This is a genomic window from Pseudomonas sp. TE3911 (assembly GCF_054062775.1).
In genome coordinates this window covers 703,386-719,673 of sequence record NZ_JBSSFP010000001.1, presented here as the reverse complement: position 1 = coordinate 719,673, position 16,288 = coordinate 703,386, and the positions used below count along the sequence as shown (strand labels likewise).

11 protein-coding genes are annotated in these 16,288 nt (G+C 51.4%); all 11 read right to left on the bottom strand.

Translation table 11 applies throughout. The annotated features are described in order from the left end of the window. Positions 1 to 137: 137 nt before the first annotated feature. The gene (locus ACVWXD_RS03360) at positions 138 to 539 is read right to left on the bottom strand and encodes a GtrA family protein (protein WP_457370678.1); all 402 of its coding nucleotides are present in this window, start codon (positions 537 to 539) and stop codon (positions 138 to 140) included. Further along, entirely contained in the window at positions 536 to 1,822 is a 1,287-nt protein-coding gene (locus tag ACVWXD_RS03355; RefSeq protein WP_457370677.1) for an NAD(P)/FAD-dependent oxidoreductase, read from the bottom strand. The genes ACVWXD_RS03360 and ACVWXD_RS03355 overlap by 4 nt, the downstream gene beginning before the upstream one ends. Before the next feature lie 2 nt (positions 1,823 to 1,824). After that, positions 1,825 to 2,772: an NAD-dependent epimerase/dehydratase family protein gene (locus tag ACVWXD_RS03350; protein ID WP_457370676.1), complete on the bottom strand. Its 948-nt coding sequence runs from the start codon at positions 2,770 to 2,772 to the stop codon at positions 1,825 to 1,827. A 28-nt stretch (positions 2,773 to 2,800) separates the two neighbouring features. After that, a complete protein-coding gene (locus ACVWXD_RS03345) occupies positions 2,801 to 4,903 on the bottom strand; it encodes a hypothetical protein (RefSeq protein ID WP_457370675.1) in 2,103 nt (700 codons plus the stop codon). A gap of 40 nt (positions 4,904 to 4,943) precedes the next feature. Beyond that, positions 4,944 to 5,684, bottom strand: coding sequence for an SDR family oxidoreductase (locus ACVWXD_RS03340; protein WP_457370674.1), 741 nt, complete (start codon positions 5,682 to 5,684; stop codon positions 4,944 to 4,946). Then, a complete protein-coding gene (locus tag ACVWXD_RS03335) occupies positions 5,681 to 6,994 on the bottom strand; it encodes an FAD-binding oxidoreductase (RefSeq protein WP_457370673.1) in 1,314 nt (437 codons plus the stop codon). Before ACVWXD_RS03335 ends, ACVWXD_RS03340 begins: the two co-directional genes overlap by 4 nt. Continuing rightward, positions 6,991 to 8,361, bottom strand: a complete 1,371-nt coding sequence (locus tag ACVWXD_RS03330) for a UbiA family prenyltransferase (RefSeq protein ID WP_241089483.1) — start codon at positions 8,359 to 8,361, stop codon at positions 6,991 to 6,993. The genes ACVWXD_RS03335 and ACVWXD_RS03330 overlap by 4 nt, the downstream gene beginning before the upstream one ends. A 497-nt stretch (positions 8,362 to 8,858) precedes the next feature. Continuing rightward, positions 8,859 to 13,556 carry a glycosyltransferase gene (locus ACVWXD_RS03325; RefSeq protein WP_457370672.1) on the bottom strand — a complete coding sequence of 1,566 codons (4,698 nt, stop codon included), beginning with the start codon at positions 13,554 to 13,556 and terminating at the stop codon, positions 8,859 to 8,861. Beyond that, positions 13,549 to 14,916: an ABC transporter ATP-binding protein gene (locus tag ACVWXD_RS03320; protein ID WP_457370671.1), complete on the bottom strand. Its 1,368-nt coding sequence runs from the start codon at positions 14,914 to 14,916 to the stop codon at positions 13,549 to 13,551. Before ACVWXD_RS03320 ends, ACVWXD_RS03325 begins: the two co-directional genes overlap by 8 nt. Beyond that, entirely contained in the window at positions 14,906 to 15,733 is an 828-nt protein-coding gene (locus tag ACVWXD_RS03315; RefSeq protein ID WP_457370670.1) for an ABC transporter permease, read from the bottom strand. The genes ACVWXD_RS03320 and ACVWXD_RS03315 overlap by 11 nt, the downstream gene beginning before the upstream one ends. Continuing rightward, positions 15,733 to 16,278, bottom strand: a complete 546-nt coding sequence (gene rfbC / locus ACVWXD_RS03310; RefSeq protein WP_099602965.1) for a dTDP-4-dehydrorhamnose 3,5-epimerase — start codon at positions 16,276 to 16,278, stop codon at positions 15,733 to 15,735. The genes ACVWXD_RS03315 and rfbC overlap by 1 nt, the downstream gene beginning before the upstream one ends. Positions 16,279 to 16,288 lie beyond the last annotated feature (10 nt).

Below are 16,288 nucleotides of genomic sequence, written 5' to 3'. Positions count from 1 at the left end.
ATCGCAACATCCCTACTTCTAAAAAACCGAGCGAAGAATATGTCACGTCATTTGAACAGCACCATCTTGCAGCAGTCACTATTTGCCGTGCCTTGAGTAGCTACGGCAATTGCTATGTGTGACCAAATGCGTGCAGTTCAGCGGAATGACCAGCGTTTGTGTCCTAAGTAACTGGTAAAAACCGGTACGACAACACCGACCGCATGAGCAATTTCATCAACAAACGTCTCGACGCCAAGGGCTGGCAACACGTAAAACGCCAACCCCATACTGATCAACCATGTTTGCAGAGCGGCGACAATATTAACCAACACGAAAATCATCGCCGATCGTTGGACCGACTGTTCACTTTCCTTGAAAACGAACAGCTTCGCGAGGACAAACGCCGTGATCATGCCGGTGATGTAGGCAAGGATCACGGCGCTCGAAAAACCGCACCATTGGCTATAGATAATTCGCGAACCAAAGTTGACAGCTGCCGCCGTACCTCCGGTGAACAGAAAAGTCAAAAATTGCCGGGACATGAATTGCTGAATCACTTCACCGCATCCCGTGCCATTTTTCGCCCGAAATCAATGCTTTCAGAGATACCGCGATCTTCCGGGTAGTAGTAAGAAGTATCGGCTACCCACAGCCCCTCGACAGGTAACGAAACGGGAGGAAGCCTCTCTAAATAGCTTGGGTCACAAATCGGCTGCGCATACCGATAGCGGCTGGCACGGAGGTCGAGAAAATCATCGTCCACCAGCGATGGATTGATCTTTTTAAAATACCGTCGAACTTTTTCGAGAAAGACGTCATCCGGCTCGGCAAATTTTGGATGTTCACCCGGCACATAAAACGGAACATAAACGATGTGCTGATCCAAAGGCCTCAGGTTGCTGTACTCAACCAAACCAGGAATGTCCATGTCAGGATCATTGGTGTTCAGCCAAAAATTTTCAGTCAATGGTTTGCGCAGCTTTGCGATTACGCAAACAACTGCGACGTTCTTCAGCGCTTTGAAGCGCTGCAGGATGTCATCGGGCAAGTCCGGCATAACCTTAGGCACATAGGGCAATGGGATAGTACTGATCACTTTGTCAAAATGTTCAACTTCACCATTTACCTCGACCCCTTGAATCTTTCCACCGTCCATCAGAACTTTCGTGACAGGTGACTTCAGTCTAACTTCGCCACCGTTGGCTTCGATATCCCGTTTAATCGCCTGCAGCAGTGTCTCTGAACCGCCGTCTAAATAACCCAGCTTCTCCCGGAACAAGCTATACCGTGAGCGGCCGATCCGGCGAATGCGACTCCAAATCCACGCAGCGGAAAGATTGCTTGCATAACCGTAGAACTTGTAGTCGAACAACCGACGCCATAAAACTTCCCAAGCCTCTTCACCGACCCAGCGACGGATCCAACCAGTGGCCTCAACATCGTCCAGTGGCTTCCAGTCATTACGCTTTGTGCAAAGAAAAGCGTGCAGGCCGTAGCGAACCTTGGCAACCAGACTCAACCCCTTGAACTTGAGCAGCGCGATGGGATTTCCCCATGGCTGAAGGCGGTTTTGATACCAATACCCCATCTTGGTTTCTACCCAGCGCATCTGATCCGCCAGGCTCAACTCATCCAGCATGGTGAGGAACGCATGGTCGGAGATGCAATGAAAGTGGTAATAACGTTCAATGGTCAAACCGGAAAAATCAAACGCTGCCGTCATACCACCGACGCGATCATCCGCCTCAAAAATAACTGGAGTGTGCCCGTCACGTGCCAATTGGTACGCTACGGCAAGCCCCATAGGACCCGCACCCAATACCGCAATTCGCTGCCCCATACTCAAAACTCCAGAACCACTTTGCCGTAAGTTGGATCGTTAAATGTTTCTTCCACCGCTTCGGCAAAGGGTGTGTACGGAACTCCGAAAATACCCGGCCAATCGATTACTTCGAACTCGTCCTTGGTACTCAAGGCCGCTAACTGCTGAGTCGTGAAGGGCGGGTTTTTATCGAACACCCCCCACATCCAGATCAAGCTGTAGAACAATGTGTACGGAATTCGCACAATCGGGGTTTTGGTGTTTATGACCGTTTTAATGACACGAATCATATCGATATAATCGATTTTTTCATGCCCTGAAATATTGTAGATGCCGTCTTTAATATTATTTTCTATGCAACTGATGATGACATTACTGAAGTCACCCACATACAGGGGTTGACGCATATAGCGGCCATGTCCTGGAATCGGAAAAACCGGGACTTTCTTCATGAAGCGCGACAGCCAACCCAAATGCTTACGGTCAAACCAGCCAAACATCAGGGTCGGACGCAGGATAGGGCATGGGATACCGCTGTCGAGCACCATTTTTTCCTGATCTTTTTTAGTCCTCGTATAAAAGTCATCTGCCATGGACTCAACAACAGACGAACTGATGTGCACCAGGCAAGGGACATCGTTCAACTTGATGGCTTCAAGGATCAACGCAGTGGCGTCGACGTTATTGCGCACAAAATCCTGATAATCGAGACCACCAATCTGCGCCTGAAGCATCACTACGACCTCGGCACCTACGAAGTGACGCTGCCATTCGCCTGGCTCAGCAAGGTCGGCGTACTCAACAGTTACATCGGGTTGAACCTGTTTCAGCACCTTAAGGTTCGCGCGGTGCTTATCCAGCACCACAATATCGGTGTAGCCCTTTGCCTTGAACCGGGCAACCAGATTTTGGCCCACGAGGCCGGCACCGCCGGGAAGAATAATTTTTTTGTTCAGTGTTGCTTGCATTGAATCTACCTCACTCGTGGGCGAAAATTTAGTTGTGATCAGTCTTAAGCGCTATCGCAGACCACTCGCCCCAAGCATCGCCGTTATCTGAAAGCTTTATGGTGTAACTGTCAGGGAATCGCTTGTCGGAAAAATCCAGCGCTACCCATTCAGTCGCAATGGGAAGAGTAGAGATGGTACTGGGGTCCCCGTTCAGCTCAAGTATCTGGCGACCGCCTGTAGGACCTGATCTATACAGCAACTTATCGCCTCGTTTTAGGCGCAATACGATCGACCCCGTATCGCCATCTGATTGTCGAAAACTGCCCATTACGGTCAGGCCATCAATCTTGGAATGCCATGAATCGCTGCCGCTCCATTCTGTTCCCTTTACCACAGCCGAGGTCCCCACAGCAGTGGCATTCACATCTGCGTTGACTGAACTGAAGCTATAAAGAATCGGGGTGGATAGGACATTAAAGTAACAGGAACTACTGGAAATGACTTTTAACTGAGCGCCCAAACTGCTTTTTAGTACATATCCCTCAAGCTTGGAGTGAATGGCGCTAGCGCCTTCACGCCGAGCTATATCAGTTCGGACGCCTCCCGTTACGGCGTAACCTACAACGACATTTTTTTGATCAAGGATAACGACTGAATGCGGAACCGTCTCAGTCTCCTCGTCAAAAATCCATCCGCTTACAGCACCCCAACGCTCCTCGCCAACAACGGGAGAAATTTGATCGATAGTGCCTAAACACTGTTTCCCTTCAGTACGGTTGCTTACAGTACCCATTTTCTCATGAGCACCAATGATAGGTTTACTACTAAAAATTGAAACATTATTTTCAACAGCAACTTTAGCAACATTAAGAGCCCGCTCAGCTCTCGGATAGACATGAGTGATCTGAGTGCTGTCATTGACATTTAGTTCAAGCGCCAATGCGGCAACGAGCCGTTCGAAATGCTCATTTTCTTTCGATCCAAGCGCCCGCGTCTGCCCTAACAACAGGGCCACGGAGAGCACCAGAAAAACAGCGAGTACAGTGCGATATTTTTCCGCCCAGCGAGCCAAGATCGGCATAAGCATCACAAACAGAGCCGCCCACAGCATAAGCGCCGGCGTGGTATATCGACTACTCGACGCCTGCTCGATACCCAACTGCAACCGCCCGCCCGCAGTGCCCAACGCTGTTCCGCCGATATAGAGGACAAATAAAAGCAGACTGAGATGGAGGTAGTTTTTCTGGGTGGATCGAATGTTCGAATAGGCGACGCCGGCAACTGTAACTATAAAGAAAAAGCCAGCCAATGCAGCAACAGTCACCTTCAGCGAGTTACTTGAAAAAGGAGCAATATAATAAAATGGGCTGCCCACATATACAAATATATAATGCGCAATACCCAATGGATCGCTCAACAAGGTATGCAGCAGAGAGCTTTCCTTTGCTGGCGCCTTGTAGAAGTAGAAACCAATACAAACGGCCGAGAGGAAACAAAGCACCGCGTTTTTGCGCCATCCAATCCTACAGAACACCCCATAAAGAACCAAAAGAGGCATGGTGATAACACCATTCGCCATTGTACCTACAGCCAGCACCCCAAACAGCGCAGAACATATAAAGTATCGTGTCGCTTTTTCAGGAACAATGGACATTTTATAAATAAAATAGAAAGCACACAGCGGCAACAACTGCGCCATGAAAAACTGGCTCTGGAATCCAACCGTGAAATTTTCATATTGAGACCAGCAAAACAACCAACTCACAAGCACACACGCAAAAAAAGGTCGAGTGCTTTTATTGGGGAGCTGTCGGAAGGCCTCATTTAAAAATTGAACAAACACTACGCAGGCCGCCGCAGCAAGCAGGTAGTTAACGACAATAAGCGAGTAACTTAATCCACCAAACCAGCGTAGATCGCTCCAAAAGAAGAGTCTGGACAATATAATTCTATGTTCATTATGCGGCACCCACCAAGCGGAATAATCGCCCGCCTGAACTTTTGAGTAAAAGTCTATATAGCCGTCCCACATATCCCAATAGGGCACGGGGGAAAATGAAATTACACCGCCTATGAGTGAAGTTATTACGATGGCAATGCATAGAAGCAACGCGGCGACCGTAAAATTACGAATACTATTAGATTTCAAAATATCCCTCCCCAATAAAGCCCAACGCAACAAGATAAAATTAAAGGTTGAGCCTTTTAAAAATTACACTTGGTACACTTTTTATAATCAGCATGATTAGGCGCCAAAACCCCGGCACATACAGTGTGTCTTTTTGCTTTTCAACGCCTTTGATGATAAGAGCCGCCACTTGTTCTGGCGTCGCCAGCAGCGCAGCCGGCAAGGCCAGACCACGAGTCATAGGCGTGTCAACGAACCCCGGCTTGATTGTCATCACATGCACGCCGACCTTGAACATCCTCGCGCGTAACCCCTCACAGAAGGTCGACACCGCCGCTTTCGCCGTACCATAAAGGTAGTTCGAAGGCCTGCCGCGGTCGCCTGCCACAGATGAGATCACCGCTAACGTGCCACAGCGCTGGGTCTCAAATTGATTGGCAAGAAGCGAGAGCAGACCAATCACCGACGTTCCGTTGTTGCTGAGCTCTGCCAATGCAACAGAGACATCCCGCTCACACGCTTTTTGATCTGGCAAAGTACCGTGTGCTATGAGCGCAACATCAATTTGTTGCAGCGTAGCGGCACAGCTTTCGAGCATCGGGCCATGGGCAGCAAAATCGATGGCATCCATGCAGTGAACAGTCACTGTTTTTGCACCGCGCGCGGTGAGATCCGCCGAGACTTGTGCGAGCTTGTCGGCACTGCGAGCGACGAGAAAGAACTCGCTGCCTTGTTTTGCCCAAAGGCGAGCGCAAGCAGTGGCGATGGCCGATGTAGCGCCAATAATCAAAATTCGTTTCATTGAGTAACTCGTTTCCAAAAGTGGGAATTCAGCGAGGGATCACGCAACGCTTCCAGTCGCTCCCAGCCAGGATAGGCCTGGCGAAAATCGGCGCCGCTCATGTGAGCATCCTTGGCCGGGTACAGACGCCCTCCTCCTTCGCGAACGATGGCATCCAACCGGGTGAACAGACGCGCCAAATCCGCCTTGTGGGGGAAGTCGAGGGCCAGGGAAGTTCCAGGCAGCGGAAACGAAAGCAGGCCCGGAGAAGCGATGTCTCCACAGCGTTTGAGCACGGCTAGAAACGAGCCCTGTCCTGACTCGGCAATAGCGCCCAGCAGGTCGCGCATGACCACGTCAGCGACTGCGTCAGGAATCACACACTGGTACTGCTGGAACCCACGGCGGCCATAAATACGGTTCCAATGCAGGATGCGGTCCAATGGATAAAAAAACGGTTCGTAGCTGCTACGTTTGCGTGTGCTCTGCGCAGGATGTACCCGCCAATACAAATCATTGAAGGCACGCAAGGACAGATTGTTTATCAGCGAAATTGGCGGTGTCAGCGGAACACTCAACTTTGTCCGCGCGTCCACTTCCAGTGAGCCATAACGGGCATGGTCACCCACGATGAATACACCGCGCCCAGTCTGGGGGCCCTTCGCCAGGCAATCGATCCAGGCAACACTGTATTCATGCTGATGATCCAGTTCAGCGGACAAATTGAAGAACTCCGCCAGGTTCTCGAATCGAACCACTTTGCTATCTATCTGGCTCGCGCGAATCGGGATCAACTGAATTTGCGCCCAGTTAATAATCCCCGTCAGGCCCAGGCCGCCAATGGTCGCAGCGTAAAGCTCTGTATTTTCAGTTGGGGAACAGCTCAGATGTTCTTCGTTGTGTCGCAACAAACCGAAGGAACGTACGTGGTTGCCGAAAGTGCCGCGCAGGTGATGGTTTTTTCCGTGGACATCGTTCGCAATCGCACCGCCTAGTGTTGCGAACTGCGTGCCTGGCGTGACGGACAAGAACCAGCCTTGTGGTATAGCGATTGCCAGTATCTCGGCGAGGGTTACACCTGCTTCGGCGGTAACAATGCCTTGCTGCCAGTCGGCCTGGATGAAGCGATCAAGGCTTCGCATATGCAAAACATGATTGCTATCGGCCATGCAACTGTCGCCATAACTGCGTCCGTTACCATAGGGCAGCGTGCTGCCCTGCGCCGCGACCACTGCATCCCGTAGAGCGGCGACATCGCTAAGCCAGCTAAACGCGTGTGCAGTTTGAGGCGTGCGCGGATAGCAGCCCCAGGAATAAAGCGCACGGCTCATGCAGCCACCCAGAACACCAGCCCAAACAATGCGCCGACAATCAAGCTAATACGGTCGCGGATCGCGAACACCACGGGATCGTCATGCATTTGTCCGCGATGCGTGAGCATCCACACTCGGGTTATCCAGAACAGCAGCAACGGGCAGGCCAACCAAATGACTTGCGGATGGGCGTAAAGGCCAGTGGTGGCCTGGTCGTGAATGTACAACGCCAACACCATGACCGCCAGATAGCCGGAAGAGGCTCCCAACGAGGAGATCATTTCCAGATCCGCCGGGTAATAGCCTCGACCACGAGTCTTCCCGGTATCGCCCTTTCGCTTCGCTTCGCGTAGCTCTGCGTAACGCTTAACCAGCGCGAGGCTCAAGAAAATGAACATTGAAAACGCCAGAATCCAGAAGGTCAGCGCCAATCCAAATGCTGCCGCCCCTGCAATTATGCGCAAGGTATAGAGAGCGGCCAGTGCGATCACGTCGATAGCCATTTGTCGCTTCAATAAAAGCGAATAGGCCAGCGTCAATATGTAATAAACGACGAGCGCGCCAGAAAACGCCCAAGGCAATAGCCATATGGCGCCGGCAAAAGCGCCAAGCAACAGTAGTGGAAAGACGAGCACTCCGTATTTGATCGACAATCGTCCCGACGCAAATGGTCGGTTTCTTTTGGAGTGATGATGTCGATCATCTGCGAGATCTAATAAGTCATTGAGCACATAGACACTTGACGCGCAGAGCCCAAAAAACAAAAAGGCCAGAATGCCCTGCCATAGGAGCAATGGGCTGGTCAGTTGGTGAGCCGCGATCAGAGGAACAAAAATCAGCGCATTCTTCATCCACTGGTGAAGCCGAAAAGCCTTCAGCCAGTCTTTTAGACCAGATGTATTGGAATGAATGACTTGTTGCACATTACCGTGGGACTGAGCTCGACGCTCAACGCCTGACTCCGGGTTGACGACATAGGCCTTGCGGGCTGAAGCCCACACGAGGATGTCATCATGGGAGTTGCCCACGTAATCGAAGCCACCTTCGCCGTACTGCTCGACCAGAAGGTCTCTCTTGCGATGAGCGGACAGGTTGCGGTTGGCATCCGACGCCAGCACCAAGTCAAATAATTGGAGGTGCTCTGCAATACTTTCGGCAAGGCTGTGATGACTGGCCGTAGCCAGAACAATGGTACGACCTTTGCGTCGCTCATCCTCGATCAGCTCAATCACTACCGGATCGAAAGGTAAGACACTGACATCAATAGGGTTGGCGAGGGCGAGCTCCTCTTTCAGGACAGCCTTTCCCTTGGTCAGCCATCCAAAAACCTTGAATAGACTCAAGGGCTTATGGCGGACAAAAGCCATACCTGTTTCCAGCAGCATGTCGGAGCGCAGCAGCGTACCGTCGAGATCGACAACTAGCGGAAAGCCGGGAGATGCAATATGGACAGTCACGAGAACTCTTCCCTGAACATTGGGTAACCTACTACAAAATAAACTTATGAAAATAACGGGAAGCAAACGCTAAGGCATACTCAAACACAGTGCCTTTTATTCGCGGGCAACGTTACCACAGACGAAACATTTCTTCATAAAAGGGACCACGAAGATAGCGCCAGGAAAAACGGTGGTCACGCAACATAGCGCATGCTCTGCTGGCCCGATCACCCTGACTACCTTCCCAATGCCCTCCGAAGGCGAGCCGCTTCCGCGCGTAAATCATGGCCTTACGATCCTGATCGAGTACGCGCAGATTCCGTCACCCCGTTAGGGCAGCGGCGATAGTGATTGACAGGTCACTGCCGCTGCACAGGCCAACTTCAAGAGTCTTTTACTCGCCAACAGAGCCCTATTTCAGATCAGACAGCGATCCCGGTGGATTAAAGTTTTACCCTAGGTGGCCAGGCCAAGCCAAAATCCTCATGGTCCAATGTCAGGTTCGGGCTGTAGGCGTAGTCTTCCAAAATATTCGGCCAGCGGCTTTGAATATAAACAACCTCATTAGAAAATCTTTCCTTTTTCTCAGGCGTATCTTCCAAGCCACGCGTCGCGGACTCGTGGTGATAGAGCTCTGCAAAAGGGGTCCACACATTGATGTAGCCCGCCTCCTGCACCCTCAAGCAGAAGTCGACATCGTTGAAGGCAATCTTAAGGTTTTCTTCATCCAAACCGCCTACCTGTTCAAAAATGCTTTTCTTGATGATTAGGCAAGCCGCGGTCACAGCAGAAAACTCTTGAATCAGCGCCGCCCGGCAAAAGTAGCCGTAGTCACCTTTTGGCAAGTATTTGTGCGAGTGACCTGCAACTCCCCCCACACCCACCACGACGCCACCGTGTTGCAGGCGATCATCGGGATACCACAGCCGCGCCCCTACTGCTCCAACGTTCGGCTGTAGTGCGATTGACACCATCTCATCCAGCCATTGCGGCGTGATGACTTCAATGTCGTTGTTAACAAGGCCAATCAGCTCACCGCGCGCCATTCTGACGGCGCCATTGTTCAATGCGGAATAATTGAACGGCCCATCGTCACGCAACACGCGAACGTTGTCCTGTTGGTCGAGCGCTGCAAAATATTCGATAGAAACCGGATCGTCCGATCCATTATCGATCAAGATAATTTCATAATGACTGTAGGTAGTCAGCGCCTGAATACTGTCGATGCATTGCTTGACCAACGAGTGGGCGTTGCGCGTGGGAATAATCAGAGTAACCAATGGCGGCGTCACGGGAGGCGTGTAGTGAACGCGATACATGCCCATCGGTAAAAGCTCTGTAGTACCGATATCACCTTTGCGCTGGAGATGTTCATCTAGGGCTTTGACACCAGCGAGCGCGGCATAAGGCTTCTCGTCGCCAGCCATGGCGGTACTGCCAGCGTGCATACGCCAGTGATAGAGAATGCGAGGGATGTGTACGATTTGATTGCGGTCGAGTTTCTCGATGCATCGCAACGCCAGATCGTAGTCTTGGGAGCCTTCAAACCCTGTGCGGAACCCACCGACAGCTTTCACCAGATCCGAACGGTATACGCCCAAATGGCAAACCATATTCTGGGAACGGAACAAGAACTCATTCCAACCCGATTTGAAATAAGGCGAGCTTCGTTTACCGGCAGTGTCGATTTTGTCTTCATCTGAATAGATAACGCCAACATCCGGACAATCATGAACAGCACGGGTCACCCAATACAATGCGTGTTCGGCGAGCAAGTCGTCATTGTCCATCAGAGCGATGTACTGCCCCGACGCCAATTCCAGCGCCGAATTACTGGCATTGGAGATATGACCATTTTGCTGGCGGAACACCACTTTAATACGCTGATCCTGCTGCTTCAGCGACTTGAGATAGGCGATGACCTCAGGATCATTGGAAGCGTCGTCCGCGATACACAGCTCCCAGTTTTTGTAGAGCTGGGACTTAACGCTCTCGACCGCCTCACGCAACAAGCCCAAAGGCGGGTTGTAGACGGGCATAATGATCGAAATGAGTGGCTTGGTTTTCCACTTACGAATTTCTTCGCTGATTTTCCAGCGACCATTTTCATCAAGGGTGTCGTAGTACTGAACCCATCTGGAATAATCGTGGCGATCTGGAACCTCACGAGTTTCCTTGCCTACAAATGCAAAGTTGCTCGCACCAGCAACCCACACCACCCGTGCCTTCAAGCCAGCAATGCCTTGTTGACGCCAAACTGCAATAGCCTTGCGCATGGTCCTGCGCAATCCACCGCCTCGACGGATAACCGCGGGCAACAGGCGCCATAAACTCTTAGCTTGTCTAACGCTCTTAACGAGTTTTCGCAGGGGTGAAGTAACCTTCCAACTTGACGATGACTGCATCGCGATGATCTGCAGGTTCAAGTTATGGATATGAGTGTCTTTCTGTACCTGCTGTACACGCAGTCGTTCTTCAAGACTGGCGATATGAACATCCTTCTCCAGCAACGACTCTTGCCACTTGGCCAGCGTGTGTTGCAGTGCCTCGTCTTTTAGAGACGCCTGTTGATGCAATGTCGCAAGGATCTGAAGCCGCTCGGCCTCTGAATGCGCGTGTTCAAGTGCAGTCGCTGCGATGAACTCTTCAATCTGGGAGTCTTTCTCGTCCAGTTCTAATTTTTTCTGCTCGCTCAAAAGTTGAACGAATGCCTCGTGTTCCTCAGCCTGCTGTCGAATTTGTTCGACGACGACTTGAACCTCTTCATCTTTTTCGCGAATGATTCGGGAAATCACATCCGCATTGTTGGATGCTATCGAAGCCTTTACCAACTCCAGAATATTTGTAATTTCTTTATTTGAGTCAACTAGCAGGTCAAGTTTGTTATTTGAACCCAGGATAACGTCAAGCTTACTGTTTGAGTCAGCAATCAAATCCAGCTTGCTACTTGAGTCTAAAAACTGTTCGAGTTTATTTTGCAATTCAGCATTATTGCGTGTGAGTCCAGATTGATTCAGCACTTCGATCTCTTGAGCCAGTTGCTCTTCCGTGAATAAGGTGAAGCTTACTTCTAGCTCTAGTTGATCGGTACCACTAAGCGTTTCTGCTTGCAGAGGAATCATCACGCTCGGATCGTCACTCAGCGCTAGATAAAGCGTGTCGCGCCCGACTTCGGAAATCCGCATCGCGGACGCAATGACAAGCGGCTGACTGATGTCATCTTGCCACTCCAAAATCTTTTCGGCGCTAGAGTACACCCTGATCGAGTGAATCGAAAAGCTTTGACGTCTATTGATGGGGTCAAACCGCAGCAATCCCCCCTTGGGCAGCGCGCGAGGAAGGGTAAACCTGATTAGTTGAGGTCCATCATCTACCACTCGGAGCAGGGCGGACTCCTCTGAAAGATTCCCTGCCTCGTCACTTATATAGAGCTTGGCGTGCTTGGACGGCATATGCGTCACGCCGAGCTTATGGACCATCGCATCGGGAGACCAATTCAGGAAGCGATTCGCGTCAGCACCGGTTACCCGCTCCTGAAAAGCCGCCTCGGTACCGATGTAGCGCGCAAGGTCTTCAGGGCTAATGTCCATACCAGCACTTGCCAACAGCTGGGTGACGAACTCCTGCCGACTGACCGAAGAAGTACTCGGATAGAAAGGACTTGCTGCTGCCATGAGCAGCAGAAGCGCCCGCATCATCAAGTAGCCGAGCTCAACGCCCTCAGAACTTTCCCACTCAACATCTATGAATTGTGGAACGTCGCCCGCTCCGACAACTATGTTTTGAGGGACCGCATCGATAAAACGACCCGGAAGCAGAGACTTGGCCGAGAGTAATTCGAAGTCGGCCCCCTCCTTTTTGAGGAGCGTCCTCAGGCACGCGAGATACTTTTGTAAAAATGGCGTAAAACCTTCCACGCTCCAGTCGCGACGTGCCGCGAGATCAAGAAATTCAAGACTGAGCACGCTGCCCTTGGCATAGGCGTCCACACTTGGAAGCACATATTTGAAGCCATCCTCAAGGCTCGCTTCCGTCACATCGCTAGCAAGAGTTCCCAGCTTTCTGTAACGGACCTGAATACCTTGCGGTGTTTTGACGAACACTGATTCCTTGCAGTAACGGGTCCTCCTGCCAGTGCTGTAGTGGTAGGCAAGCACGTCAACGTCAAGCGGTTCATTTTTCCCGCAGGACGCCACAATCAGAAAGGAGTTCGCCAGATCCATGCCTAGACGGTTGTCAATGACGACCGACCAAGCTTTTTCCAAGTTAAAGGTGGTCTGCTCTGGAAGCTGCGGATCCTTCTTAACGTTTTGCCATGCCAAGGCCGCAGCGTCGAACTCGTCACTCTCGAAGCCACCCTCCGTGATGATCGAATTGGGCAGTTTGTAATCCGGGCTGGGGGCCAGGAAGCTGGAAGAGCTAAACCCCGCGCTCGTGATTAGATCTTTGAGCTCTTTCCTGCCGTAGGTTTTGGGTTGGCCATGTTCGTAACGGCCTTCAATTCCATACATGGTGATACCGACATGATCTTCGGGAGCCCCCGCAAAATACTTCAACCCCAACTGATTTTCGATGGCGATAAATAGATGCCCATCGGGCTTCAATAGTTTGCGAACTCGCGTAAGCATTGCTAAGGCCGGATCATCGGCATTACTGAACATGCTGGCGTATTCAAGCACGCCAATCAGAGTGACCACGTCGAATTGCTCTTCGACTTTAAAGTCATCGAACCGCTCGGCCAGTACCGTGACGTTATCCAGATCCCGCGTGCGACTCGCTGCAATGGCCGCTCGACGCGGGCTTCCTTCGAGGCACAACACGTCCGCTCCGCATTCACCAAGGTAACGGCTGATGGCGCCACAACCGGCACCGATCTCTAGCACGCGAGACTTTAATAAGTGTTCAAACGGACGCAGGATATTAGCCCGCGTCGCACTCAAATGATAAAGCTTTGCCCAATCGGTGCAGTACTGCGGGAGTTCATCCGACAATACAGAAACGTCATTTGCGTTATGGATGATGCTCGCCAATTCAGTTTCGGCACTATCACCATCACTGTAGGCGATGCCCTGAAAATCAGCGCGAACCCATACATTCGTCGCATCATCCTTGGTATAGCCATAATCATCGAGTTTAAACATTTGGATCTACCGGATCGATTGTCATGGCAGCTGCAAGGTCAATCAGCCCCAACAGTTTAGGGGTAGGCTCGACAATCAAGTGAATAGAGTCATAACGTCGGTCATGAGCAATGATGTCTTCGCCCTCTCGGGAGGCGATCCCTAGGGATATAAAATAATCACCCGTCGCTAGTCTATTTATAAATCTGACACTGGCAGTCGCGGCGCTACCGGATTCTCCCATGGAGCGTGTTTCCACACACTCCAATAAATAAGAGTTAGTGCCGTAAACCGTGACCCCTTCCTTGGTTTTAATGGTGAAACCCAGAATCGGATTGATCACCGGGCGGTTAAATCTGAATGCAACACTCAGTACGATCTCTTCACCGGTTTCCGCACTGGTGGGAAACTCCCTAGCACTGGCTCTTAAATGGAAATCAAGCAGAGTGGCGGCACCGTCGCCCCAGCGATACTCATGCGGGTTGTACCCAACGCGCGATGCATAGACATCGTTATCCAGGTTAAGCAATGCATGGGGAGTTACTGGCGCTACAGACTCTTGAGTGGTACTCGCAGGTGCGCATGAATGGCCATCTTCGGGGCCATCACTGGCATTACGACCAAAGAGGATATCGGTGTAGCGGTTTATAACCGGGCGTGACGCACCGATCATTTCGACCCGACTTTGCTCCAACAGAATTGCACGCGAGCAGTGCGTGACCACCTGCTCGCTGGAGTGCGTCACTAACAGAATGCTTGTTCCATTCTCTTTGAGCTGGCGCAGGCGCTCAAAGCATTTGGCTTGAAACCGAGCATCACCTACCGAAAGAGCCTCGTCCACCACTAGAATCTCAGGGTCCACTTGTGCCTGAACGGCGAAAGCGAGTCTGACCGCCATGCCACTGGAATAAGCTTTGACCGGCTGATCGAGAAACTCTCCGATATCCGCAAAACCCGCGATAGCATCGAAGCGATCATCCACTTCCTCACGGGTAAGACCCAGTACAGCACCGTTCAGATAGACATTCTCACGCCCGGTGAACTCCGGATTGAAGCCTGAACCCAACTCGAGAAGCGCGGCGACACGTCCGCGGGTTTCAATCTCGCCAATCGTCGGCGCAAGTGTGCCGCAGATTATCTGCAGCAAGGTCGACTTGCCCGATCCATTTCGACCGACGATGCCGACTGTTTCGCCTTTGCTGACCTCAAAACTGATGTCACGCAATGCCCAAAATTCGTTGCCGTACGTGGTCAACGGATCGCCCACCCAACGCTGCAGACGCGGCACAATCGCTTGCTTCAGGCGATCGCGTGGCTTGTCGTATGTGTAAAAACATTTGGAGACATTCCGAACGCTGATTACCGAATGATCAGATGACATCAGCGAACCCTTTACGTGTTTTTTGGAAGAACCAGAATCCAACGCAAGCCATCACTGCTCCAATGATGACCGCGACCCCCAAGCTCCCCCAATCAGGCAGGTTTCCAAAAAGCAGCACGCTTCGACTCTCCTCAATGATGTAAGTCAAAGGATTGAGCTTTAGCCACGGTTTGTAGGCCTCAGGCAGCGCAGCGGTCGGGTACAACACAGGGGAAAGAAAAAGAAGCACGGTCGTGAGTACCGTTATTACGTGCCCCACATCCCTCAGGTAAACCCCCAGCGACGCCAGGAACCAACTAACGCCGAGCGTCGCCAATATCAAGGGCACCAGGACCAGCGGGAACAAGAGCGCCGTCCAATGGATCTGGCCCATGATCAGAAACTGAGCGGCCAGCAACACGATCAGGCTGATGCAGCTATGAAACAACGCGGACCCCAGCGTAATCACCGGCAGAATTTCCAGCGGAAATACTACTTTTTTTACGTAGTTGCTATTGGTCATCACAAGCGATGGCGCACGATTAGCACATTCTGCAAACAATCCGTGAACAATCATGCCAACAAATAGCAGAACCGCGAACCCGCCTTTGCCTGTTTCCACCCCAGCCCATCGAGCTTTGAAAATCTCGGAGAACACGAAGGTATAAACCGCAAGCATGAGGATCGGATTGAAGAACGACCATGTCAGGCCCATCACCGAGCCACGATAACGACCAATGACCTCGCGAGTAGTCATTTGCGAAATCAACGAACGATTTTTCCACAGGCTCGCAGCCAGACTGAATGGCCCCGCGGAAGGTGCGCGATGAGGGTTCACTAGGCAAACACCTCAGCATCAATCAAGCGAGGTGCACTGGCATCTTTTGCGGAAAGCGTCGGGGCTTCGCAGATCGGCCAGGCAATCGCCAAATCAGGGTCGTCCCAGGCAACACTCCGCTCGTGCTCCGGCGCCCAGTAATCCGTGGTTTTGTAGAGAAATTCTGCGCTATCGGAGAGAACAACGAAACCATGCGCAAATCCCTCCGGTATCCAAAGCTGGGATCTGTTGCTTGCACTCAGGAAGGCGCCCGCCCACTTGCCGAAAGTCGCCGAGCTTTTACGCAAATCAACAGCAACATCAAACACCTCACCGTGGGTGACACGCACAAGCTTTCCCTGGGCCTGTTGGATTTGATAGTGCAGGCCGCGAAGTACACCTTTGACTGATCGGGAGTGGTTGTCCTGAACGAAATGAGCTGGCCTTCCCAGTGCTTCTTCAAAAATTTTTTGATTGAAACTTTCGTAGAAAAAACCGCGCTCGTCCCCGAACACTTTCGGTTCGATTAGAAGAACTTCCGGGAGAACGAGTGGGGTAACTCTCATCTTTACAATA

What these genes read in the sequence shown, in the direction of transcription:
- ACVWXD_RS03355 (WP_457370677.1), bottom strand. Translation starts at nt 1,822, where the DNA reads ATGGGGCAGCGAATTGCGGTATTGGGTGCGGGTCCTATGGGGCTTGCC.
- ACVWXD_RS03350 (WP_457370676.1), bottom strand. Translation starts at nt 2,772, where the DNA reads ATGCAAGCAACACTGAACAAAAAAATTATTCTTCCCGGCGGTGCCGGC.
- ACVWXD_RS03340 (WP_457370674.1), bottom strand. Translation starts at nt 5,684, where the DNA reads ATGAAACGAATTTTGATTATTGGCGCTACATCGGCCATCGCCACTGCT.
- ACVWXD_RS03335 (WP_457370673.1), bottom strand. Translation starts at nt 6,994, where the DNA reads ATGAGCCGTGCGCTTTATTCCTGGGGCTGCTATCCGCGCACGCCTCAA.
- ACVWXD_RS03330 (WP_241089483.1), bottom strand. Translation starts at nt 8,361, where the DNA reads ATGCTGCTGGAAACAGGTATGGCTTTTGTCCGCCATAAGCCCTTGAGT.
- ACVWXD_RS03325 (WP_457370672.1), bottom strand. Translation starts at nt 13,556, where the DNA reads ATGTTTAAACTCGATGATTATGGCTATACCAAGGATGATGCGACGAAT.
- ACVWXD_RS03320 (WP_457370671.1), bottom strand. Translation starts at nt 14,916, where the DNA reads ATGTCATCTGATCATTCGGTAATCAGCGTTCGGAATGTCTCCAAATGT.
- rfbC (WP_099602965.1), bottom strand. Translation starts at nt 16,278, where the DNA reads ATGAGAGTTACCCCACTCGTTCTCCCGGAAGTTCTTCTAATCGAACCG.